Annotated in this window: 19 protein-coding genes and 1 pseudogene; 17 read left to right on the forward strand and 3 right to left on the reverse strand. The window is 72.9% G+C overall.

All coding sequences use genetic code 11. The features are described from left to right. Positions 1–10 precede the first annotated feature (10 nt). The 9 genes and pseudogenes from E3Z34_RS07730 (at position 11) to E3Z34_RS07765 (ending at position 6,766) form a co-directional block, all read left to right on the forward strand. On the forward strand, positions 11–694 hold the full coding sequence (locus E3Z34_RS07730) for a trimeric intracellular cation channel family protein (RefSeq protein ID WP_134773140.1): 684 nt from the start codon (positions 11–13) through the stop codon (positions 692–694). 242 nt (positions 695–936) lie between these two features. Beyond that, positions 937–1,209, forward strand: a pseudogene (locus E3Z34_RS19725) (ferrochelatase); the annotation flags it as partial. 95 nt (positions 1,210–1,304) lie between these two features. Continuing rightward, a complete protein-coding gene (locus tag E3Z34_RS19730; RefSeq protein ID WP_338043792.1) occupies positions 1,305–1,964 on the forward strand; it encodes a ferrochelatase in 660 nt (219 codons plus the stop codon). A gap of 92 nt (positions 1,965–2,056) precedes the next feature. Continuing rightward, entirely contained in the window at positions 2,057–2,845 is a 789-nt protein-coding gene (locus E3Z34_RS07740) for an inositol monophosphatase family protein (protein WP_134774813.1), read from the forward strand. A 94-nt stretch (positions 2,846–2,939) separates the two neighbouring features. After that, positions 2,940–3,239: a DUF4193 domain-containing protein gene (locus E3Z34_RS07745; RefSeq protein WP_134773141.1), complete on the forward strand. Its 300-nt coding sequence runs from the start codon at positions 2,940–2,942 to the stop codon at positions 3,237–3,239. A 46-nt stretch (positions 3,240–3,285) separates the two neighbouring features. Further along, entirely contained in the window at positions 3,286–3,783 is a 498-nt protein-coding gene (gene dut, locus E3Z34_RS07750; RefSeq protein WP_134773142.1) for a dUTP diphosphatase, read from the forward strand. 7 nt (positions 3,784–3,790) lie between these two features. Next, a complete protein-coding gene (locus E3Z34_RS07755; protein ID WP_158288640.1) occupies positions 3,791–4,696 on the forward strand; it encodes a DUF3710 domain-containing protein in 906 nt (301 codons plus the stop codon). Next, complete coding sequence (locus E3Z34_RS07760) at positions 4,693–5,439, forward strand: DUF3159 domain-containing protein (protein ID WP_134773144.1); 747 nt, start codon at positions 4,693–4,695, stop codon at positions 5,437–5,439. The genes E3Z34_RS07755 and E3Z34_RS07760 overlap by 4 nt, the downstream gene beginning before the upstream one ends. Then, a complete protein-coding gene (locus E3Z34_RS07765; RefSeq protein WP_134773145.1) occupies positions 5,432–6,766 on the forward strand; it encodes a class I SAM-dependent RNA methyltransferase in 1,335 nt (444 codons plus the stop codon). The genes E3Z34_RS07760 and E3Z34_RS07765 overlap by 8 nt, the downstream gene beginning before the upstream one ends. An 87-nt stretch (positions 6,767–6,853) precedes the next feature. Here E3Z34_RS07765 and E3Z34_RS07770 read toward each other — a convergent pair whose 3' ends face one another. Continuing rightward, the gene (locus tag E3Z34_RS07770) at positions 6,854–7,918 is read right to left on the reverse strand and encodes a serine hydrolase domain-containing protein (protein WP_134773146.1); all 1,065 of its coding nucleotides are present in this window, start codon (positions 7,916–7,918) and stop codon (positions 6,854–6,856) included. A gap of 197 nt (positions 7,919–8,115) precedes the next feature. Here E3Z34_RS07770 and E3Z34_RS07775 point away from each other — a divergent pair, with 197 nt between their 5' ends. The 4 genes from E3Z34_RS07775 (at position 8,116) to E3Z34_RS07790 (ending at position 15,783) form a co-directional block, all read left to right on the forward strand. Continuing rightward, positions 8,116–10,182 carry an HNH endonuclease signature motif containing protein gene (locus E3Z34_RS07775; protein WP_134773147.1) on the forward strand — a complete coding sequence of 689 codons (2,067 nt, stop codon included), beginning with the start codon at positions 8,116–8,118 and terminating at the stop codon, positions 10,180–10,182. 207 nt (positions 10,183–10,389) lie between these two features. Continuing rightward, the gene (locus E3Z34_RS07780; protein WP_134773148.1) at positions 10,390–13,215 is read left to right on the forward strand and encodes an aconitate hydratase; all 2,826 of its coding nucleotides are present in this window, start codon (positions 10,390–10,392) and stop codon (positions 13,213–13,215) included. 163 nt (positions 13,216–13,378) lie between these two features. Then, positions 13,379–14,260: a VOC family protein gene (locus E3Z34_RS07785; RefSeq protein ID WP_238695409.1), complete on the forward strand. Its 882-nt coding sequence runs from the start codon at positions 13,379–13,381 to the stop codon at positions 14,258–14,260. A 44-nt stretch (positions 14,261–14,304) separates the two neighbouring features. Next, on the forward strand, positions 14,305–15,783 hold the full coding sequence (locus tag E3Z34_RS07790; protein WP_134773150.1) for an LLM class flavin-dependent oxidoreductase: 1,479 nt from the start codon (positions 14,305–14,307) through the stop codon (positions 15,781–15,783). 40 nt (positions 15,784–15,823) lie between these two features. Here E3Z34_RS07790 and ppk2 read toward each other — a convergent pair whose 3' ends face one another. Further along, the gene (gene ppk2, locus E3Z34_RS07795) at positions 15,824–16,696 is read right to left on the reverse strand and encodes a polyphosphate kinase 2 (protein WP_134773151.1); all 873 of its coding nucleotides are present in this window, start codon (positions 16,694–16,696) and stop codon (positions 15,824–15,826) included. A gap of 44 nt (positions 16,697–16,740) precedes the next feature. Between ppk2 and E3Z34_RS07800 the strand changes: the two genes are divergently transcribed. From E3Z34_RS07800 to E3Z34_RS07815, 4 genes are all read left to right on the forward strand, one after another. Beyond that, entirely contained in the window at positions 16,741–17,100 is a 360-nt protein-coding gene (locus tag E3Z34_RS07800) for a hypothetical protein (protein ID WP_134773152.1), read from the forward strand. 96 nt (positions 17,101–17,196) lie between these two features. Continuing rightward, positions 17,197–19,089 carry a 1-deoxy-D-xylulose-5-phosphate synthase gene (gene dxs / locus E3Z34_RS07805; RefSeq protein WP_134773153.1) on the forward strand — a complete coding sequence of 631 codons (1,893 nt, stop codon included), beginning with the start codon at positions 17,197–17,199 and terminating at the stop codon, positions 19,087–19,089. Next, on the forward strand, positions 19,086–20,048 hold the full coding sequence (locus E3Z34_RS07810; RefSeq protein WP_134773154.1) for a diacylglycerol/lipid kinase family protein: 963 nt from the start codon (positions 19,086–19,088) through the stop codon (positions 20,046–20,048). Before dxs ends, E3Z34_RS07810 begins: the two co-directional genes overlap by 4 nt. 19 nt (positions 20,049–20,067) lie before the next feature. Next, positions 20,068–21,240 carry a phosphatase domain-containing protein gene (locus E3Z34_RS07815; protein WP_134773155.1) on the forward strand — a complete coding sequence of 391 codons (1,173 nt, stop codon included), beginning with the start codon at positions 20,068–20,070 and terminating at the stop codon, positions 21,238–21,240. Here E3Z34_RS07815 and E3Z34_RS07820 read toward each other — a convergent pair. Next, positions 21,235–22,104, reverse strand: a complete 870-nt coding sequence (locus E3Z34_RS07820) for a serine protein kinase RIO (protein WP_134773156.1) — start codon at positions 22,102–22,104, stop codon at positions 21,235–21,237. The genes E3Z34_RS07815 and E3Z34_RS07820 overlap by 6 nt on opposite strands. Positions 22,105–22,150: the final 46 nt, after the last annotated feature.

Below are 22,150 nucleotides of genomic sequence, written 5' to 3' on the forward strand. Positions count from 1 at the left end.
TGACCGGGCCATGTTGCACCCCCCAGCCGACGTCCGCCTCGTGCTGGACATCGTCGGCATCTTCGTCTTTGCGCTGTCCGGGGGACTGGTCGGGGTCCGGGCCCGGCTGGACATGTTCGGCGTCGCCGTGCTCGCCTGGGCCACCGGCCTCGGGGGAGGCATCCTGCGGGACGTGCTCATCGGTGACGTCCCGCCGCCGGGGATCAGCAACCCCTGGTTCATCGTCACCGTCCTCGCGGCCGGACTGGTGACCTTCCTCTTCCACAGCCTCCTCGTCGACCTCAGCCGCACCCGCCCGCGCCTGCGGCTGGCCCGGATCGGTCAGGCGGTCAAGGTCCTCGACGCCGTCGGCCTGGCCACCTTCGCGGTGTCCGGGTCGCTCAAGGCCGTCAACCTGGGCGCGCCCCCGCTGGCCTGCGTCTTCGTCGGGACCATCACCGCCGTCGGTGGCGGGATGATCCGCGACGTGCTGGTCGGCCAGGTGCCGGAGGTCCTCCAGCGCGAGGTGTATGCCGTGCCCGCCGTGCTGGGCGCGGCCGCCATCGTCGTGGCCTCCGAGCTGGAGGTCCTCACCATGCCCGTCGTCTGGCTCGCGGTCGTCGCCACCTTCGCCATCCGGATCGCCGCCATCGTCTTCGACCTGCAGGTCCCTCGACCACCGAAGTTCCCCACCCCCCACGGAGGACGCCCATGAGCCAGCCCACCATCGACCCCACCGAGCCGACCCCGGCCGAGCCGACCCCCACCGACGTCGGCCCCGCCCGGCCCGCGGAGGGTCAGATCCCGGACGGTCCGGTCGAGCCGACGAGCGCGGCCGAGGACGAGGTCATCGCCGAGCTCGAGGAGAGCCTGGGGGAGGCCGAGCGCCACGACCTGCACCCCTACCAGGCGATCGTCCTGACCAGCTTCGGCGGGCCCGAGGCCCCCGAGGAGGTCATGCCCTTCCTCCGGCGGGTCACCGCCGGCCGGGGCATCCCCGACGAGCGGCTGGAGGAGGTGGCGGGTCACTACCTGCACTTCGGCGGCAGGAGCCCGATCAACGACCAGAACCGCGCCCTCATCGCCGCGCTCCGCGAGGAGCTCGACCGGCGCGGACTGCCCGTCCCGGTGCTCTTCGGCAACCGCAACTCCGAGCCCTTCCTCACCGACGCCCTCCGGGAGGCGCACGAGGGGGGGATGACGCGGGTGCTGGCGATCACCACCAGCGCCTACTCCTGCTATTCCTCGTGCCGTCAGTACCGCGAGGACATCGCGGCGGCGCTCGACACCCTGGCCGGGAGGATCGCACGCTGCACGTCGACAAGGTGCGGCAGTACTGGAACCACCCGGGCTTCTCCCGCGCCAACGCCCGCATCGTCACCGAGGGCGCCCGGGCGCTGCTGGACCGGACGGGACAGGCCCCGCACCTGGTCTTCGTCACGCACTCGCTGCCGGACGCCATGGACGACACCTCCGGGCCCGGTGACGACGAGGGCAACCTCTACTCCCGGCAACACGCCGAGCTCGCCGCCGCGATCACCGCCGAGGCCTCCGCGACGCTCGGGACCACCCTGGAGCACGACCTCACCTACTGCTCGCGCTCCGGCCCGCCGAGCCAGCCGTGGCTGGAGCCCGACGTCGGGGACCACCTGCGGGTGCTCGCCGAGCGCGGGGTGCGGCACGTCGTGCTGGCCCCGATCGGCTTCGTCTCCGACCACATGGAGGTCGTCTTCGACCTCGACACCGAGGCGGTCGAGGTCGCCGAGGAGGTCGGGATCGAGCTGCTGCGCGTCCCCACCGTGGGGACGGACACCGAGTTCGTCCTCGGGCTGGTCGACCTGGCCCTCGAGCGTGCGGCCGAGGCCCGGGGCGAGCAGGTGGCGCAGCCGACGTGGCCGGGGACGGAGCCCCGCCCCTCGGTGTGCCGGCCCGGCTGCTGCCCCAACCTGCGGGTGAGCAAGCCGGCCGCCTGCGGGATGGACTGAGGTGCCCGACCCGCTCGCCGTGCCGGCGCAGGAGCGCGCGGAGCTGGAGGAGCTGGCCGTCCCGTGTCGCCCTGGCGATCGAGGCCGGGGTGATGGTGCGCGACGAGCGGCCGGCGCACCTGGGCGTGCACCGCACCAAGAGCACCGACCTGGACGTCGTGACGGTGATGGACACCCGCTCCGAGGAGCTGCTGCGCGCCCGGCTCGCCGACGCGCGGTCGGACGACGCCGTGCTGGGTGAGGAGGTCGGCCTGTCCGGCGGCACCTCGGGGCTGTCCTGGGTGCTGGACCCCATCGACGGCACCGTCAACTACCTCTACGACCTGCCCGCGTATGCCGTCTCGGTCGCCGTGGTCGTCGGCGACCCCACCGTCCCCGGCGCGTGGTCACCCGTCGCCGGCGCCGTCATGAACCCGCGCACCGACGAGGTCTTCCACGCCCGCGCCGGAGGCGGTGCCCACCTGCTCACGGCCGAGGACTCGCGGCCGCTGCGGGTGGCCACCGGCGAGGACCTGGACGGGGCGCTCCTGGCGACCGGCTTCTCCTACGACCGCGAGGTCCGGGTGGGTCAGGCGGCCGTCATCGCGGACCTGCTCCCGCGGGTGCGGGACGTGCGCCGGATGGGGGCGGCCGCGCTGGACCTGTGCCACGTGGCCGCGGGTCGCGTCGACGGCTACTGGGAGCGTGGCTGCCACGCCTGGGACGTCGCCGCGGGCATGCTCGTGGTCACCGAGGCCGGTGGCCTGGTGAGCGGGCTCGGTCTCGACGAGCCGGCCTCGGAGGACATGGTGGTGGCCGCGGGGTCACGGCTGCACCCGGTCCTGCGCGAGGAGCTGCAGCGTCTGGTCCAGGGCCGCCCTCGCACGACGCCCCCGTCGTAGTGCACAATGCCCGCTGCGAACGTTCCGCCCGGTCCCGGGCACAAAACAGGGTGCTGCGGCGTTCTGGGCAGAAGACACGCACGAGAGGGATGAGATGGCGACTGACTACGACGCCCCACGCAAGACCGACGACGAGCTCAACGAGGATTCGATCGAGGAGCTGAAGGCTCGTCGCAACGACAAGGCCTCCGGCAGCGTCGACGTCGACGAGACCGAGCAGGCCGAGGGCTTCGAGCTGCCCGGGGCCGACCTGTCCAACGTCGAGCTGTCGGTGCACGTGCTGCCCCGGCAGCAGGACGAGTTCACCTGCTCACGGTGCTTCCTGGTGCACCACCGCAGCCAGCTGGCCAAGGAGGTCGGCGGCGCTCCGGTCTGCACCGAGTGCGCAGCCTGACGCCGGAGGGCGGCGTGCGGCCCGGCCCGGGATACCCTCGGTGATCGTGAGCCTCCCGACGTTGTCCGTCGCCCTGCGACGCATCGACCCCGACCTCCCGGTGCCGGCCCCGGCCCACCCCGGTGATGCCGGGGTCGACCTGTGCGCGCGGCAGGACGTGGAGCTCGCCCCCGGGGCCCGGGCGCTCGTCCCCACCGGGGTCGCCGTGGCGATCCCGCAGGGGTACGCCGGTTTCGTCCACCCCAGGTCCGGGCTGGCGGCCCGCCACGGCCTCACCGTGGTGAACGCGCCGGGCACGGTGGACGCCGGCTACCGGGGCGAGATCCTGGTCAACCTGCTCAACACCGACCCGCAGCGCAGCGTGCGTCTGGCCCGGGGGGAGCGGATCGCCCAGCTCGTCCTGCAGCCCGTCCTGCTCCCCGTCTTCACCGAGGTGGACGACCTGGACCCCTCCCCACGCGGAGACGGAGGCCACGGCTCGACCGGGACCGGCAGCCTCCCCGCGCCCCCGGCACCCTCCCGACCCCACCCCCTGAAGGACTGACCCGATCGTGGCACTGTTCGGCCGTAAGAAGCACAAGGACCTCACCGACGAGGAGCTCCTGGCCCTCGACGAGGACCAGGACGTCGCCGTCCGGCCGGAGCCGGAGGAGGGGGAGCCCGGCGTCGACCGCCCGTGGGTCCGCGCGGAGGACGGCCCCTACGACGTCTCGGAGTGGCGTGACGTCGACGGCAGGCTCGACCTGGGCGCGCTCCGGCTGCCGGTCGCCAAGGGGATGCAGCTGCGGCTCGACCTGGAGCAGGGGAGCGGGCGCGTCATCGGTGCGACCCTGGGCTTCGGCGCCTCGCAGGCCCAGGTCCAGGTCTTCGCGGCTCCCCGGACCGTGGGCCTGTGGGACGAGCTGCGCCAGGAGATCGCCCGCGGCCTGGTCGACGCCGGCGGGGCCGCCGAGACCGTCGACGGTCTGCTGGGCAAGGAGCTGCGCGCCCGGATGCCCGGGCAGGCGCCCGACGGGCGGGTGGCCTTCCAGCCCGCCCGCTTCCTGGGTGTCGACGGGCCCCGGTGGTTCCTCCGGGTCGTCGTCAACGGTGCGGCCGCGACCGACGACCAGCAGCTGAGGGGGATCCTGCAGGTGGTCCGGCGCATCGTCGTGCGCCGCGGCGACGAGCCGCGGCCCCCGCGCGAGATCCTCACGCTCACCCCGCCGAAGGGCTTCGAGGAGGCCCTCGCCAAGGAGGCCGCGGCCCGCAAGGCACAGGCCCAGCAGGCCCAGCAGGCGGCCGTGCGGCGGGTCGCCGCGAAGGCTCCGTCCCTCAGCTCCGGCGACGCGACCGCCATCGCCGGCATCGCGCCCCAGGCCCAGGGTGCGGAGGGCCGCATACCCGCCCCCGCCCCCGCGCCCCAGCCGCCGGCCAGCGACGCCCCCAAGGCACCCACCAACCCGGACTTCACGTGAGCGAGCCCGAGGCCGAGGCCGCCACCACCGAGGCGGCGACCACCGAGGCCACGGTCGAGGAGGTCATCCGGCGTCGCATCGGTGACGCGCTCGGAGGGTGGTACGGCTCCCTCGAGACCGCGCTGCCCACCGTCGCCTTCGTCGTCACCTGGCTGGTGCTCGACGACGTCCGGACCGCCGTGATCGCCTCGGCGGCGCTGCTGACGGTGCTGGCGCTCGTGCGGCTGCTCGTGGTCAAGGGATCGATGCGGTTCCTCGTCTCGGCCGTGATCGCCACCGCGCTGGCGGCCTTCTTCGCCCTGCGCTCCGGTCAGGCCGAGGACGCCTTCCTGCCCGGCATCCTGACCAGCGCCGCGTATGCCGTGGGCGCGGTCGTCTCGATCCTGGTCCGGTGGCCGCTGGTCGGTTTCATCGTCGCCATCGGCGACCCCGACTACGCGGAGCGGCCCACGGCGTGGCGCCGGGACAAGGGGCTGCTGCGCGTCTGCATCAGGCTCACCTGGGTCCTGGTCGCGCTGTTCGTGCTGCGCGTGGCGATCATGCTGCCGCTCTACCTCGCGGGTGAGGTCGCGTGGCTGGGCGTGGCGAAGATCGCCCTGGGCTGGCCGGCGTACCTGCTCGCGATCGTCGTCATGGCGATGATGCTCGCGACCGGCCGGACGCGCCAGACACCGGACGGTGAGTCGGACGACGTGACCGAGCGGATGGCGCAGGCGCACGCCGAGCGGGAGCGTCGTGACTGACCCCCTGGCCGTCGGGGACGTCGTCGAGGTCGAGATCGGCCCGGTGGCGCACGGCGGCCACTGCATCGCCCGCCACGGCGAGCAGCAGCAGGTGCTCTTCGTGCGGCACACCCTCCCGGGGGAACGGGTGCGGGCACGGGTGACCGAGGTCGGGCCGCAGGGTCGCTACCTGCGGGCCGACGCCGTGGAGGTCCTCACGGCCTCCCCGGACCGGGTCGTGCCTCCCTGCCCCTACGCCGGGCCCGGACGGTGCGGGGGGTGCGACTGGCAGCACGTCGACCTGGCCGCCCAGCGTCGGCTCAAGACGGCCGTGGTCATCGAGCAGCTGCAGCGGCTCGCCGGGCTGTCCGGCGAGCAGATCGAGCCCCTGGGTGCGGGGTGCGAGCCGGTCCCGGGGGACGAAGCAGGCCTGCGGTGGCGCACCCGGGTCGAGTTCGCCGTCGCCCGGGGCGCGGGGAGGTCGGTGGGGCTCCGCGCCCACCGCTCCCACGACGTGGTGCCGCTCCAGGACTGCCTCATCGCGACCAGCGAGGTGGTCGCGACCGGCGTGCTGCAGGAGGTACCCCCGTCGGGCGTGGTCGCCGTGGACGTCGTCGCTCCCTCCGTGGGGGGGCCCGTGGTCGTGCCGCTGGCCCTGGACGACTCCGGCCGAGGGCGACGACGACCGCAGCGGCGTGGGTCCTCCCGACGGGGCGTGCGGCAGATGCCCCGTCCCGTGGGGCCGGTGCCGGAGGTGGAGGAACGGGTGGTGCTGGCGGACGGGAGCCGGCACGACTACACCGTCTCGGCGCGCGGCTTCTGGCAGGTGCACCCGGGGGCCGCGGCCACCTTCACCCAGCAGGTCCTGGATTGGCTCCGTCCGGCGCCGGGGGAGCGGGCGCTGGACCTCTACAGCGGGGTCGGGCTCTTCGCGGTCCCGCTGGCCGAGGCCGTCGGGGCGGGCGGCGCGGTCCTGGCGGTCGAGGCCGACGAGGAGGCGACGCGGTCCGCGAGGGCGCATCTGGCGCCATACCCCTGGGCCGAGGCGGTCGCGGAGCCGACCGAGACGGCCCTGGACCGCCTGGTCACCGTCGGGGAGCGGGTCGACGTCGTCGTGCTGGACCCGCCCCGCTCCGGGGCCGGGGCGGCCGTGGTGCGCTCGGTCGCGGCGCTCGGGGCCCGAGCGGTCGTCTACGTCGCCTGCGACCCGGCCGCTCTCGCGCGCGACGTGGCCACGGCGCGGGAGGCCGGGCTCGAGCTCGTGGCGGTGCGGGTGCTGGACGCCTTCCCCATGACGCACCACGTCGAGTGCCTGGCGCTGCTGCGGCCACGCGGGACCGACGGCTGAGACCCGACCCTGACGGACGGCTGAGGCCCGACCCTGACGGACGGCTGACGCCGCGCAGGCGCGCCATCCCCCCTCGGGGAACCTCGTTCAGGTGGCCGGGAAGGCCGCCGCGTCCAGGGCGTCCACGAGGTCGCCCAACCCCTCCACGTCCTCCCATCCCACGTTGCCCAGGAGCACCAGAGTGGTGTCGGTCGCGGGCCGGCAGCGCGCGATCGCGCAGACCCCCGGGTCGCCCCCGGCCTTGCCGAAGACCCCGTCGTCCCGGACGAGCACGCCGCAGCCCGCCGAGGTGTCCTCGTCCACCCGCACCCGGGGGGTGAGGACGTCGGTCGGCCGCACGCCACGCCATACCCCACCGCGGTGCACGCCCCGCAGGAAGCGCTCGACGTCGCCGACGGTGACGAAGGCGCCGCCGTCCCCGCCGCCGACCGCCGGGATCGAGAAGATGTTGGTGCGCCACGGTGCACCCGGGGTCAGGGGCCGCCGGTGTCCCGTCGCCACGTCGGGGTGGGCCTCGTCCAGCGCGAGGTAGCCGCTGCGGGTCATCCCGGCCGGCTCGAGTACGCGCCTGGTCATGGCCTCCGCGAAGGGCAGGCCGGACACGTGGGCGAGCAGGATGCCGAGCAGGACGTAGCCGGCGTTGCTGTAGTGGAAGGCCGTGCCCGGCGGGCAGACGGGCGGCAGGTCGGCGAAGAGCGGCAGGATGTCGAGGTCGTCGCGCACGCGGTAGCTCGGCAGCTCGGTCCAGATCGTCGCGTAGTCCTCGACGAAGCCGGGGAGGTCCTCGTCCTCCTCCGCGTAGTCGGCCAGGCCGGCGGTGTGCGTGATGAGGTGCTCGACGGTGACGTCGGGCCTGAGCGTGGAGGGTCTCGAGGCCTCCGGGAGGACATCGACGACCCGGTCCTGCAGGGCGACCTCGCCCCGACCGACCGCGTCGAGGACCCCCACGGCGGTGAACGCCTTGCTGAGCGACGCCGTGCCGAAGCGGGTGCCCACGTGCACGGGGGTGCCCTGGGCCCGGTCGGCCAACCCGTGGCAGGACTCCAGCAGCACCTGCTCACCCTTCGTGACGCGGACGACCCCCGAGAACCCCTCGTCGGCCTCGAGACCCGCCACCTGGTTCCGCACCGTCCGCCACCGCGCATCGCTCATGGGGCCATCATGCTGCGGGGGTCCGACAGGTCCACGGGTTTGCGCAGGCGACCGGCTGCGGGGCAGCGCGTGTCGAACTGCTCAGTTCGAACGCGTGTGCTAACATTGATGCAGTTGGTGGGACGGGGGCCCCAGGCCGGGGAGGGCTGCGGCGAGGTCCGCCTGAGGGGTTGGCGAGGGGTAGGGGAGGAGCCGCGATGGACAGCATCCCGTTCGAGTCCGCCGAGGGTCCGCCCCGGTGGGCCGGGGAGGCGACCTCGTCCGGCGGCCGGCCGGAGGCGCCACCCGGAGGACGTGGGTCGCAGGCTGCGGACTGTCGTGCCCTGGGGGAGGCGCTGGCCCAGGTGTGCCGCGCCCAGGCCGCGGTCGTCGACGCCGCGGTCGACCTGGTCGTGGAGGTGCGGGCCAGGGTCCTCGAGCGCAGGGGTCTGACAGGTTCCGAGCCCGGTGGCGCGACGGCGCGCAGCCTGCTGGCCGAGATCCGGCGCTGCGCCGTGAGCGAGGTGCAGGTCAGGGCGGGGTATGCCGTGGGCGAGGCGCGCACGCTCGTGGCCCTTGCTCTGGGGTCCGAGCGGTTACGCGCCGTGGTCACCGGCGCGATGCGTCGCGGGGAGTGTTCGTGGCCCCTCGTGCGTCGCCTCTGGGAGAGCGGCACGCACCTCACCGACGACCAGCGCCACCTGGTGGCCGTCGCCCTCCTCGGGACCGATGAGGGCGTCGCCGTCCCCGAGAGGCTGGACCCCGACGGGCAGCTCGTCCTGGGGCGGGCGTGGTCGCACGACGAGTTCACCGCCGCCTGCGAACGGGAGGTGTCCGCCTGCGAGGGGGTGGACGTGGCGGCCGAGCGGGAGCGTCGCCGCAGGGCCTACGCCGGTCGCGGGGCGTCAATGCGTCTCAACGACGACGGCACCGGCACCCTCTCGGTCCGTGGGCCACTGAGCACGATGGCCGCGGTCTACCAGCGGGTGGACAGGGGCGCCCGCAACGCCCGGGCCCTGGGCGACGAGAGGACCCTGTCCAACCTGCGCTGCGACCTTGTCTCCGCACTCCTTGTCTACGGATCGGTCGAGCTGCCGTCCCAGAAGTCATCGGACGCAACAAAGGTCACGCCACCGGGAGAGGCAGACGCACCGTCGCCAGCCGAGACAGAGACACCACCGCCAGCTGACACAGAGGCACCAGCGCGGGACGGCAACACCTCCTCGGCGCTGCCCGTCGACGAGATCCTCGCTCCCGAGGACATGGACCGCCTGGTCCGTGTGGTCAACGCCCTCCCACCCGTGGCGCTGCAGGTGATCGTGCCGCTGGACGTCCTCAGCCCCGTCGTGGAGCGTTGTCCCCGCTGCGGAGAGGGCGCCGGGGAGGGGGAAGAGGCTCGACCGCGACGGTCAGACGCCCCTGAAGAAGCTCCACCGCAGGCCCCCGGCGTCTCAACCGTGAAAGACCCGGCACCAGCCCCAGCGAATGACCCGGGGCCGGCACCACCCGGCGACCCGGGGGCGGGGGAGGACTCTGTCCCCGAGTGGATGGAGGTCCTCGCAACCTGGCTCCCGGAGGGCCCTGGTCGGGGTCAGGTGGGGGAGGTGCTGGGGCCCGTCCCGTTCTCCATCTCACCGGGTCTCGCGCGGGAGCTGGCCCTGACCCCGGGAGCCACCGTCCACCGGTTGGTGACCGACCCGGTGGACGGCCGGTGCGTGGAGCGTTCGGCGAAGGGCTACCGCCCGGACGCCGACATGCGCCGCCAGATCCACGCCGCAGATGTCTACTCCCGCGCCCCGGGGTCGCGCTCCCACGCGGCCGCCTGCGAGCTGGACCACGTCACGCCCTGGGGCTGGGCCGGCGGACCGACGACGGAGGCCAACCTGGCCATGCTCGACCTCCCGGCCCACCGGTCCAAGACCGAGGGTTACCTCGAGCTGACCATCAACCAGCGCCGCGACCTGACGTTCACCACCCTCCTCGGGCAGGTCGTCACGACGAGGGTGCACGACTACGGCCAGTACCTCCGGCGGCTCGCTCCCGACGACCTCGCCACGCGGCGCGACCGCGCCAACAGGTTGGTCTACGCCGCCTACGCCGCGGACCCACATCGCGGTGAGCCACCGTCCGGGCTGCGGCGACCACCCGACGACGACGCCTGGCTCACCCTCACGCACACCGTCCTCGGGCGCCGCCGCGTGGGAGTGGCACCGGACGCTCCCACCGTGGAGGACCTGCTGGGTGCTGCTGACGGGACAGCCGACGACGGCGATGACGACTCCTGACAGCCTCTTCGCCAGGCCGCCAGGCCGCCTGGCCGCCGGGTCGACGTGCGTCACCGAGCCGGGATCCGAGCCGGGCACCGGGTCGGGCGGGGGCGCGCCGCATACGGCAGGATGGGAACAGGCCACGGCGCGCCCGGCTTGATCGGCTGCTCGTCGTGAGATATCTTGACGTCAAGATAAATAGCCAGCGAGCGAAGGAGCGAGACGTTGAGCACGAACCCCAACAGCTTCGGTGCACAGGGCACCCTGGAGGTCGGAGACGCCAGCTACCAGATCTACCGGATCGGGGGGATCGAGGGGAGTGCGTCCCTGCCCTACTCGCTCAAGGTGCTGCTGGAGAACCTCCTGCGCACCGAGGACGGCGTCAACATCACCAGCGAGCACATCAACGCCCTGGCGCAGTGGGACGAGAACGCCGAGCCGCACACCGAGATCCAGTTCACCCCCGCGCGCGTCATCATGCAGGACTTCACCGGCGTCCCCTGCATCGTCGACCTGGCCACCATGCGGGAGGCCATGGCCGACCTCGGCGGCGACCCGACGAAGATCAACCCGCTGGCCCCTGCCGAGCTGGTCATCGACCACTCCGTCATCATCGACGTCTTCGGCCGCTCCGACGCCTTCGAGCGCAACGTGGAGATCGAGTACGAGCGCAACGGCGAGCGCTACCAGTTCCTGCGCTGGGGACAGACCGCCTTCGAGGACTTCAAGGTGGTGCCCCCGGGGACCGGCATCGTCCACCAGGTCAACATCGAGCACCTCGCCCGCGTCACCATGACCCGTGAGCTCGACGGGGTCCTGCAGGCCTACCCCGACACCTGTGTCGGCACCGACTCCCACACCACGATGGTCAACGGACTGGGGGTCCTCGGCTGGGGTGTGGGTGGCATCGAGGCCGAGGCGGCGATGCTCGGTCAGCCGGTCTCCATGCTCATCCCCCGCGTCGTCGGCTTCAAGCTCTCCGGCTCGATCCCGCCCGGTGCGACCGCGACCGACGTGGTGCTGACGATCACCGAGATGCTGCGCGAGCACGGCGTCGTCGGCAAGTTCGTGGAGTTCTACGGCGACGGTGTCTCCCAGGTGCCGCTGGCCAACCGCGCGACGATCGGCAACATGAGCCCCGAGTTCGGCTCGACCGCCGCCATGTTCCCGATCGACGAGGTCACCCTCGACTACCTGCGCCTCACCGGTCGCTCCGACGAGCAGGTCGCCCTCGTGGAGGCCTACGCGAAGGAGCAGGGGATGTGGCTGGAGCCGTCCGGCAACGCCGAGGCGCGCTTCAGCGAGTACCTCGAGCTGGACCTGTCCACGGTCGTCCCGTCCATCGCCGGCCCGAAGCGCCCGCAGGACCGCATCGCGCTGTCCTCGGCCAAGAAGCAGTTCCGTGCCGACCTGAAGAACTACGTGGTCAACGGTCACGGCATCGAGAAGAGCTCGGTCGACCGGGAGCTGGCAGACAGCTTCCCGGCCTCCGACCCGCCGTCGCACGACGCCCACGAGCAGTCCGAGGCGGCCGGCCGTCCCGAGCACTCGGCCCTGCTCAACGGCGACCGGGCCACCAATCCGGTGTCGGTGAGCATCGACGGCCAGCAGGCCGAGGTGGACCACGGGCACGTGGCCATCGCGTCCATCACCTCCTGCACCAACACCTCGAACCCCTCGGTGATGATGGCTGCCGCGATGCTGGCGAAGAACGCCGTCGAGAAGGGGCTGCAGGTCGCCCCCTGGGTCAAGACCTCGATGGCCCCCGGCTCCAAGGTGGTCACCGGTTACTACGACAAGGCCGGCATGTGGCCCTACCTCGAGGAGCTCGGTTTCCACCTGGTCGGCTACGGCTGCACCACCTGCATCGGCAACTCCGGGCCGATCATCGAGGAGGTCTCCGAGGCCGTCAACGAGGGCGACCTCGCCGTCACCTCCGTGCTGTCGGGCAACCGCAACTTCGAGGGTCGGATCAACCCGGACGTGAAGATGAACTACCTGGCCTCCCCGCCGCTGGTCATCGCCTACGCCCTGGCCGGCACCATGGACTTCGACTTCGAGAACGAGCCGCTGGGCCAGGGCTCGGACGGCACCGACGTCTTCCTCAAGGACATCTGGCCCGCGCCGGAGGACGTCGAGCGTACGATCGCCTCCTCGATCAACAGCGACATGTTCACCGAGGACTACGCCGACGTCTTCGCCGGTGACGAGCGCTGGCAGTCCCTCCCGACCCCCGCCGGCGACACCTTCGAGTGGGCGCAGGAGTCGACCTACGTCCGCAAGCCCCCCTACTTCGAGGGCATGGCGGCCCAGCCCGACCCGGTCGCGGACATCGAGGGCGCCCGCGTGCTGGCCAAGCTCGGTGACTCGGTCACGACCGACCACATCAGCCCGGCCGGCTCGATCAAGGCCGACAGCCCCGCCGGCACCTACCTCGCCGAGCACGGGGTCGAGCGCAAGGACTTCAACTCCTACGGCTCGCGCCGCGGCAACCACGAGGTGATGATCCGCGGCACCTTCGCCAACATCCGGCTGCGCAACCAGCTCCTGGACGGCGTCGAGGGCGGCTTCACCCGGGACTTCACCCAGGACGGTGCCCCGCAGACCACGATCTTCGAGGCCTCGCAGTCGTATGCCGAGGCCGGGGTGCCGCTGGTGGTGCTCGCGGGCAAGGAGTACGGCTCGGGGTCCTCGCGCGACTGGGCGGCCAAGGGCACCCGGCTCCTGGGCGTCAAGGCGGTCATCGCCGAGTCCTACGAGCGCATCCACCGGTCCAACCTCATCGGCATGGGCGTGCTGCCGCTGCAGTACCCCCAGGGCGAGAACGCCGAGAGTCTCGGCCTGGACGGCACCGAGACCTTCGCCATCACCGGCGTCACCGAGCTCAACGAGGGCCGGGTCCCGAAGACGGTGAAGGTCACCGCCACCAAGGACGGGGGTGAGCAGGTGGAGTTCGACGCGGTCCTGCGCATCGACACTCCCGGCGAGGCGGAGTACTACCGCAACGACGGCATCCTCCAGTACGTCCTGCGGTCCCTCGTCGAGGCCTGACACGTCGGCCTCCCGCGCACAGGACGCCCCGTCGGACCTCGGTCCGGCGGGGCGTGGTGCGTTCGGAGCGTGGTGCGTCCGGAGGTGCCGAGGGGGGATGGAATGCCTCGGCCCCCGCGTCGGTTAGACTAGGTGACACGTCATACATATGGAGGATGAACCGATGACTGCACCCGCGACCCGCCCCGACCGCCTCGCCGCCGACACGGCCATGGGCCCGGTGACCCTGGACGTGGCCGACCTGGAGGGGATGACCGCGTTCTACCGCGACGTCATCACCCTGCAGGTGATCGCCGAGGAGGGGCCGGTGGTCACGCTCGGGCGCGGCTCGACGCCCATCGTGCTGCTGCGCCACAGCCCGCAGCTGCGGCATGCGGCACCGGGCTCGGCCGGTCTGTTCCACACCGCGATCCTGTTCCCGACGCAGGCCGAGCTCGCCGCCGTGCTGGCCTCGGTCGCCCAGAAGGCCCCCCGGCAGTTCACCGGCAGCGCCGACCACCTCGTCAGCCAGGCGTTCTACCTGGACGACCCGGAGGGCAACGGCATCGAGCTGTACTGGGACCGCGACCGGACCCAGTGGAGCTGGGTCCACGGCCGGGTCGAGATGGCCACTCTCTACCTGGACCCGCAGGACTTCCTGCGCGAGCACCTGGACCCGGGGATGCTGGAGACCGCCGGTGAGGGCGACGCTGTCGTGGGTCACGTCCACCTGTCGGTGGGCGACACCCGCACCGCCCGGGAGTTCTACGTCGACCGGCTCGGTTTCGACACGACCGCCGAGCTGGGCAACCAGGCCCTGTTCGTGAGCGCGGGTGGCTACCACCACCACATGGCGATGAACGTCTGGAACAGCCGGGGGGCCGGTCGCCGGTTCCCGACGCTGGGTCTGGGCCAGGTCGAGATCGAGCTGCCCACCGGCGACGACGTCGGCGAGCTCACCGAGCGGATGCGTCACTTCGGCGTGCGGTCCGCCGACGACGGTCGCACCGTCACCTTCCAGGACCCGTGGGCCAACACCATCAAGGTCCTCGTCGCAGGATCCTGAGGACGACCCGTGGCACGACGACCAGGTGACGGGCAGGGACGAGCATGACCGACTACGGGCACGACATCCGGCTGGGCATCTTCCCGACCCCGCAGGCCGACCGGGTGCGTGAGGTGGTGGACCTCGCGGTCGTCGCCGACACGAGCGGGATCGACCTGGTCAGCATCCAGGACCATCCCTACCAGCCGGCCCACGCGGACAGCACCACGCTGCTCACCTGGATCGCGGCGCGCACCAGCCGCGTCGAGGTCGCCCACAACGTCGCCAACCTGCCCCTGCGCGACCCCGTCAGCCTCGCCAAGTGGGTCGCCACACTCGACCGGCTCTCCGGCGGGCGGGTGCACCTGGGCCTGGGGACGGGTGCGTTCTGGGACGGGATCGTCGCCGCGGGCGGGCCGCGTCGCTCCCCCCGGGAGGCCGTGGACGCTCTCGTCGAGGCGATCGACATCGTCCGGCAGGTATGGCGCGGCGAGCGTGCGGTCCGCTCGGCGGGGGAGCACTACGCCGTCAAGGGCCTGCGTGCCGGACCTGTCCCGCTCGGGGACCCGCAGATCTGGATCGGGGCCTACGGGCCGCGGATGCAGCGGGTCACGGGACGGCTCGCGGACGGCTGGCTGCCGAGCATGGGCTACCTCCCGCCGGACCGGCTGCCCGAGGCCAACGCCCGGATCGACGAGGCTGCCGAGAAGGCGGGGCGTGCGCCGGGGGACGTGGTCCGGCTCTACAACGTCGCCGGGCTGCGGGGGAGCGCCGCGGACCAGGCGGAGCAGCTGGCCGGGCTCGCCCTCGAGCACGGCATGTCCACCTTCGTCCTGGCGACCGACGACGCCGACGCCGTGCGGCGTCTCGGTCTGGAGGTGGGTCCGGCCCTGCGCGACCTCGTCGCCCGCGAGCGGGCGCAGCGCCCGACCGCCCTTCCGGCCACTCCGGACGACGGCATCCGGCTGACCGGTGAGCTGGCGTGGGACGAGGCCTCGCGACCGCGCACCCCGGAGCCCGCCGCCCCGGCCGAGTACACGCCGGAGCAGCTGGCCGCCCCCCGGCACCTCGTCGACGTCCACGACCACCTGCGGGCCGAGCTGGGGCGCGTGCGCGAGGTCGTCGACCAGGTGGTGGCCGGCCACCTGGACGTCGGGCAGGCACGCTCGGTCCTCAACACCATGGCGATGCGGCAGAACACCTGGACCCTGGGGGCCTTCTGCCAGGCGTACTGCCGGGTCGTCACCGGACACCACACCCTGGAGGACCGCTCGGTGTTCCCCCACCTGCGCCGCGCCGAGCCGGGGGTGGGGCCGGTGCTCGACCGGCTCGAGGAGGAGCACGAGGTCATCGCCGACGTGCTGGACCGCCTGGGCCGGGCCCTGGTGTCACTGGCGGCCGAGGACGGCTACGGGCAGAAGGGCCGGGCGGCGCTGGCCGAGCTGTCCACGAGCGTCGACCTGCTCACCGACACGCTGCTCTCCCACCTGTCCTACGAGGAGCGCGAGCTCGGCGGACCGCTCGCGCGGCACGGCTTCGGCTGAGGGCCCGGGCCCGGGCCCGGGCACCTGCCGTCCCGGTCCCTCAGCTCATGTCCTCGCGGGCCAGGCGGCGGACCGGCTTGCCCTCCTGGCGGGCCACCTGCGCGGCATGGTCGGGGACGGGGTGCAGCAGGGAGCGGTCGGTGCGCTGGTAGCCGGTCGAGGCGGGGCGCTCGGGCATCTCCAGCGTGACCGGCTCCACCTTGCGGTAGGGGACCGAGCCGAGCAGGTGGGCGATCATGTTGAGCCGGGCCGAGCGCTTGTCGTCGGACTCCACGACGTTCCACCGGGCCTCCAGGATGTCGGTGTGCACGAACATCTCGTCCTTGGCCCGGCTGTAGTCCTCCCACCGCGTCAGGCTCTCCAGGTCGGTGGGGGAGAGCTTCCAGCGCCGCATCGGGTCGGCCAGGCGGGAGCGGAAGCGGGCTACCTGCTCCGCGTCGGAGACGGAGAACCAGTACTTGCGCAGCATGATGCCGTCCTCGATGAGCATGCGCTCGAAGGTCGGGCACTGGGCCAGGAAGCGTCGGTGCTCCTCGGGCGTGCAGTAGCCCATGACCCGCTCCACGCCGCCGCGGTTGTACCAGGACCGGTCAAAGAGCCGGATCTCACCGGCGGCGGGTAGGTGCTCGATGTAGCGCTGGAAGTACCACTGGGTATTCTGCCGCTCCGTGGGCGTCGGCAGCGCCACGATCTGCGCCACCCGGGGGGAGAGGTACTCCGTGACGCGCTTGATGGCCCCGCCCTTGCCGGCCGCGTCCCGGCCCTCGAAGACGACGACGAGACGCCGGCCCTCCGCCCGGATCCACTCCTGCATCTCCACCAGCTCCTGCTGCAGCCGCATGAGCTCGGTCTCGTAGACCTCACGGTCCAGCCTGGGGGCCTTGTTCCCGGACTTCTTCGTCGTCTTGCCCATGCGGCCATGGTGTCACGTCGGTGCACAGTCGTACACTTGTTCGCATGAGGAGCGGACCGCCGGGCTGGCCCGACAGGGTGCCTCCGGCCGGCGTGCCCGGATGGGAGCAGGCCGCGGTGGCCTGGTTGCTCGACCAGTGCCCCGCCGACTACCGCGCCTACAGCGCCTGGCGCAAGCACCCGGCCGCCCTGGCCTGGATGGCCACCCGGCACCTGGAGGCTGAGCTGGAGGCCATGCGCGGGGCCTGGCGGGACGTCCGTCCCGAGCTCGGGCCGGTCCTGCCGCCCGGCTCGCTCGGGGACGTCCTGGAGTCGCTGGCCCGGGAGGGGCTGCGGCTGCGGGCCAACCACCGGGCGGCCGGGCTGCTGCTCGAGGCGCTCCGCCTCCGGGCGCCGGTCCGCTGACCGTCCAGGCGGGTCGCGGCGCACGGCCAGGGTTCCCGCAGGGTCCGCGCCGTAGACTGCCGGGGACCATCGACGTCGCTGACGGAGGAAGACCCCGTGCCCCTGCTGCGGACCATCAACGGACCGACCGACCTCAAACGGCTGAGCTCCAGGCAGGCCGTCGCGCTGGCCGGCGAGATCCGGGACTACCTCATCTCCTCGGTGTCGCAGACCGGCGGGCACCTCGGGCCCAACCTCGGCGTCGTCGAGCTGACCATCGCCCTGCACCGGGTCTTCGACTCTCCGCGCGACACCCTCCTGTTCGACACCGGGCACATCTCCTACGTGCACAAGCTGCTCACCGGACGGCACGACTTCTCCACCCTGCGCAAGGAGGGCGGCCTCTCGGGCTACCCCAGCCGCACCGAGTCCGACCACGACGTCATCGAGAACTCCCACGCCTCCACCTCCCTGTCATGGGCGATCGGCATCGCGACCGCCCGCCAGCTGCGCGGCGACGCCGGCCGGCACACCGTGGCCGTCATCGGTGACGGCGCGCTCACCGGCGGTATGGCGTGGGAGGCGCTCAACAACATCGCCCAGCACCGCGACCTGCCGCTGGTCATCGTCATCAACGACAACGAACGCTCCTACGCCCAGACCCGGGGCGGTATGGCCGACTACCTGGCCCAGCTGCGCGCCACCCAGGAGTACGAGGAGGTGCTGTCCTGGGGCAAGCGGCAGCTCAACCGCACGCCACTGGTCGGTCGGCAGGTCTACGAGACCCTGCACGGCATGAAGAAGGGGCTGAAGGACATCGTCAGCCCCCAGGGCATGTTCGAGGACCTGGGTCTGAAGTACATCGGCCCCGTCGACGGGCACGACATCCACGCCGTGGAGACCGCCCTGCGTCGGGCCCACGACTTCGGCGGGGTGGTCCTCGTGCACGCCATCACCGAGAAGGGCCACGGCTACGACCCGGCCACGGCCGACGAGAACGACCGCTTCCACGCCGTCGGGGTCATCAACCCCGAGACCGGTCTCCCGCTGGAGCTGTCGGGCCGGTCCTGGACCGACGAGTTCAGCGACGAGCTGGTCCGGCTGGGCCGCGAGCGTCAGGACGTGGTCGCCCTGACTGCCTCGATGCTCATCCCGGTCGGGCTCCAGCCGTTCGCCGAGCGCTACCCCGAGCGGGTCTTCGACGTGGGCATCGCCGAGCAGCACGCGGTCTCGATGGCGGCCGGGCTGTCCTTCGCCGGTCTGCACCCCGTCGTCTGCATCTACGCGACCTTCCTCAACCGGGCCTTCGACCAGCTGCTCATGGACTGCGCCCTGCACCGGCAGGGGGTGACCTTCGTGCTGGACCGCGCCGGGATCACCGGCACGGACGGGGCGAGCCACAACGGTATGTGGGATCTGACGCTGCTCTCCATGGTGCCGGGGATCCACGTGGCGGCGCCCCGGGACGGCCACCAGGTGGGCGTGCAGCTGCGCGAGGCGGTGCAGATCGAACAGGCTCCCAGCGTCGTGCGCTTCCCGAAGGGCAGCGTCGGCGCCCCGGTCGAGGCCGTGCGCCGCCACGGCAGCGTCGACGTCCTGCGCGACGTCGAGCCGGCGCAGGACGAGGCCGGCGGGTCCGACGTCGACCTGCTCCTCGTGGGGGTCGGCGCGATGGCCGCCACGGCACTCGAGGTGGCCGACAAGCTCTTCGCCGAGGGGCGCCGGGTCCTCGTGGTCGACCCGCGGTGGGTCCTGCCGGTCAGCGACGACCTCGTCGACCTGGCCCGGCGGGTCGGGCGCGTGGCCGTCGTCGAGGACTCCCTGGTCGGCGGGATCGCCGGCCGGGTGGAGGAGAGGCTGGCGGCGGCGGGGCTGCAGGTCCCCGTCCATGCGTACGGCATACCGCACGAGTTCCTCGACCACGGGTCGCGTGCCCAGGTCCTCGAGCGCATCGGCCTGACCGCCGACCCCATCGCCGGCTCGTTGTCCGGGCTGCTCGCGACGGTGTGAGCTGGCCCCGGGTCGCCCTCGTCCTGAACCCCGTCGCGCGAGGGTCCGACCGCGCGCGGCAGGTGGTGGAGAGGCAGTGCGCCGTCGCCGGGCTGGGGCCCCCTCTCGTGCTGCCCACCACGGTGGAGGACCCGGGGGAGGGGCAGGCCCGGCAGGCGCTGGACGCCGGGGTGCAGCGCGTGGTGGTGGCCGGAGGTGACGGCACGGTGCGCCTCGTGGCCGGGGCCCTCGCCGGTCCCCCTGCCGGGGGAGCCGCGACAGCCGGAGCCGGCCTGGGCACCCCGTCCGAACGGCCCGTCTTCGGGGTGGTCCCCGTCGGCACCGCCAACCTCTACGCCCGCACCCTCGGCCTTCCGCGGCGGGACCTGACCGCGGCGGTACGGCTGGCGGTCACCGGACCCGGCCGCCCGATGGACCTGGGCACGGTGAGCCTGGTGTCCGGCGGCGGCACCACGACCAGGCAGCCCTTCCTGGTGGTCGTGGGTCTGGGTCACGACGCCCACGTCGTCGCCGACCTCGACCCGGCGCTGAAGCGCAGGCTGCGGGCCCTGGCCTACTTCGCCCCCGGCCTGCGCCGGCTCTCCAGCGCGGGCCGGCCGGTCACGCTCCGCCTCGACCATCACCTCGAGCGGACGGAGTCGGTCTGGAGCATCCTGGCGGTCAACGCCGCCCGGCTGCCCCTGGGTGCCCGGGTGGTCCCCGGCGCGCGTCCCGACGACGGCCTCCTGCACGTGGTGCTCGTCGCCCCGCGGCACCTGCTCGACTGGGTGCACGTGGCCCGCACCGGGCTCGGCGGACGGTCCGGACCTCACCCGGCCCTGCGCCACGAGAGCGGGCAGGAGCTCACCGTGCGCCCCGCGGAGCCGGCCCTGGTCCAGGTGGACGGTGACCTGCTGGCCGATATCGTGAGGGCCCGGATCTCGATCGAGCCCGGCGCCCTGCTGGTCGCCGCGCCCTGACCTGCACGGAAGGAGCAGCATGGAGGTTCCTGCCGCTGCCCGCATCACCGCCCTGTCCGACGGCTGGCTCACCCGGCCCTCGACGAGCGCCCGCCTGCTGGACGCGCTGCGGGCCGTCCCGGCGGGACAGCTGGACGCGGTCCTGCTGACGGTCGACGTGGACCGGATGCTCGCCTCGCTGCGGGGCTGGCGCATCGGCCACCGGCAGAAGGCCGTCGACCTGCTGCTGCGGGAGCGGGTCGAGGAGCTGTCCACCCAGGCCATCGCCGAGATCGTCTCCGCCCTGCACACCGGCCCCACCCCCCGGTCCTCCCAGGAGGCCGTCGTCGAGGTGATGACCACCAAGGTCGACACCGAGTTCCACGACCTCAAGTACCGGCTGAACTCCACGAAGGACCACCACGACCTGGAGCACCTGGTCTTCGAGGACCTCGAGGAGGACCTGCAGGAGCGGCTGCTGGAGCACATCGCCGACGAGGCCGACTACGCAGGCAGCTCGGACCTGCGGGTCCTCTGCGACATCGACGACACCGTCAAGTGCGTCATCCACGACGACCGCTATCCCCGGGGCGTCGTCTACCCGGGAGTGGTCACCCTCCTGCACGCCCTCGACAAGGGCGGCGCCGACGAGCCCGACCGCCCTGGTGACCTCACCTTCGTGACCGCCCGGCCCGGTGGCCCGCGAGGGCTCGTGGAGCAGTACACCCGCAACAAGCTCGGCGGTCTGGGGCTGCCGCAGCACTCGGTGATGGGGGGCTCCTTCCTCAACCTGCACACCAAGAACGCCATCGCCGAGCGCAAGCTGCAGAACATGGACCGGGACCGGCTGCTCTTCCCGGAGTGCCGGATGGTGTTCATCGGGGACAGCGGCCAGGCCGACGGCGCGGTCGGTGCCGAGATGCACCAGCGTGACCCCCGGCACATCGTGGGCACCCTCCTGCACAACGTCACCGACCTGGACGCCGCGCAGCGCGCCGAGTGGGCCGACCGGGGCGTCCACGTCTTCGACACCTACGCCGGGGCGGCGGCGCACGCGGTGCGCCTGGGCCTCATCCGGGTGGACCAGGCCAGGGAGGTGGCCGCCGCCGTGCGCAGCGGCCTGGAGCTCCTCGACCTCAGCGGCGAGCAGCGGGAACGGCTGGCGCGCGACCTGGCCGCCGACGAGGCCGCCATCGAGCAGCTGGCCTCATAGCGCGGCGGCGACCGCCCGCGCGAAGAGCTCATCACCGTCGGCGGCGCACCCCCGGGCGGCGAACCACGTCGCGACGTTCCGGCAGTCGCGGTGCAGCAGCTCCGGCCCGCTCGGGTTGGCCACGACGTCGACGACCTGCGGCAGGTCGATGGCGACGACCACGTCCTCGTGCAGGAGCAGGTTGTAGGGGGACAGGTCCCCGTGGGCCAGGCCGAGCTCGGCGAGCGAGACGACGAGGTCGCTCACCTGCTCCCAGCAGTGGGCCAGCAGGTCCGGCTCCGGCCGGGTCCCGGCCAGGCGCGGTGCCGCCTCCCCGGAGGGGGAGCCGATGTACTCCAGCAGCAGCTCGCTGCCCTGCACGGAGACCGGGTAGGGGACCGGCAGGCCGGCGGACCAGGCCGTGCACAGGGCGCGCCACTCCGCCCACGCCCACCGGCCGGCGGCGAGCTCGCGCCCGTAGGCGCTCCTGCGGGCCAGGGCCCGCTGGTCACGGCTGCGCCGCACGCCACGGCCCTCGAGGTAGACGGCGGACCGGTGGAAGGAGCGGTGGTCCTCGTCGCGGTAGCGCTTGGCGGCCATGAGGGCCGTCTCGCCGGAGCCGTCCGTCGCGGCCCGCTCGAGCAGGAGGACGTCGGCCTCCTTGCCGGTCTTGAGGACGCCGAGGTCGGTGTCGACGGCGCCGGCGTCGAGGACGACCCAGTCCGGGAGCGGCTCGGGCCCGCGGCTGCTGCGGTCCACGCTCCAGTAGGTGGTGGGTCGACGACCGTCGCCGGGCTCCTCCGGCGCGTCGACGGGTCGGTAGTCGAAGGTGAAGAAGGGGTCGAGCTCAGGCTCGTGGGGGGACCTCGTGGCCGAGGTGGGCATGCTGGCTCCTGGGGGGAGGAAGGGTGTTCGTCGAAGCGGGGTGGGT

The organism is Ornithinimicrobium flavum (assembly GCF_004526345.1).
GTDB classification, from domain to species: domain Bacteria; phylum Actinomycetota; class Actinomycetes; order Actinomycetales; family Dermatophilaceae; genus Ornithinicoccus; species Ornithinicoccus flavus.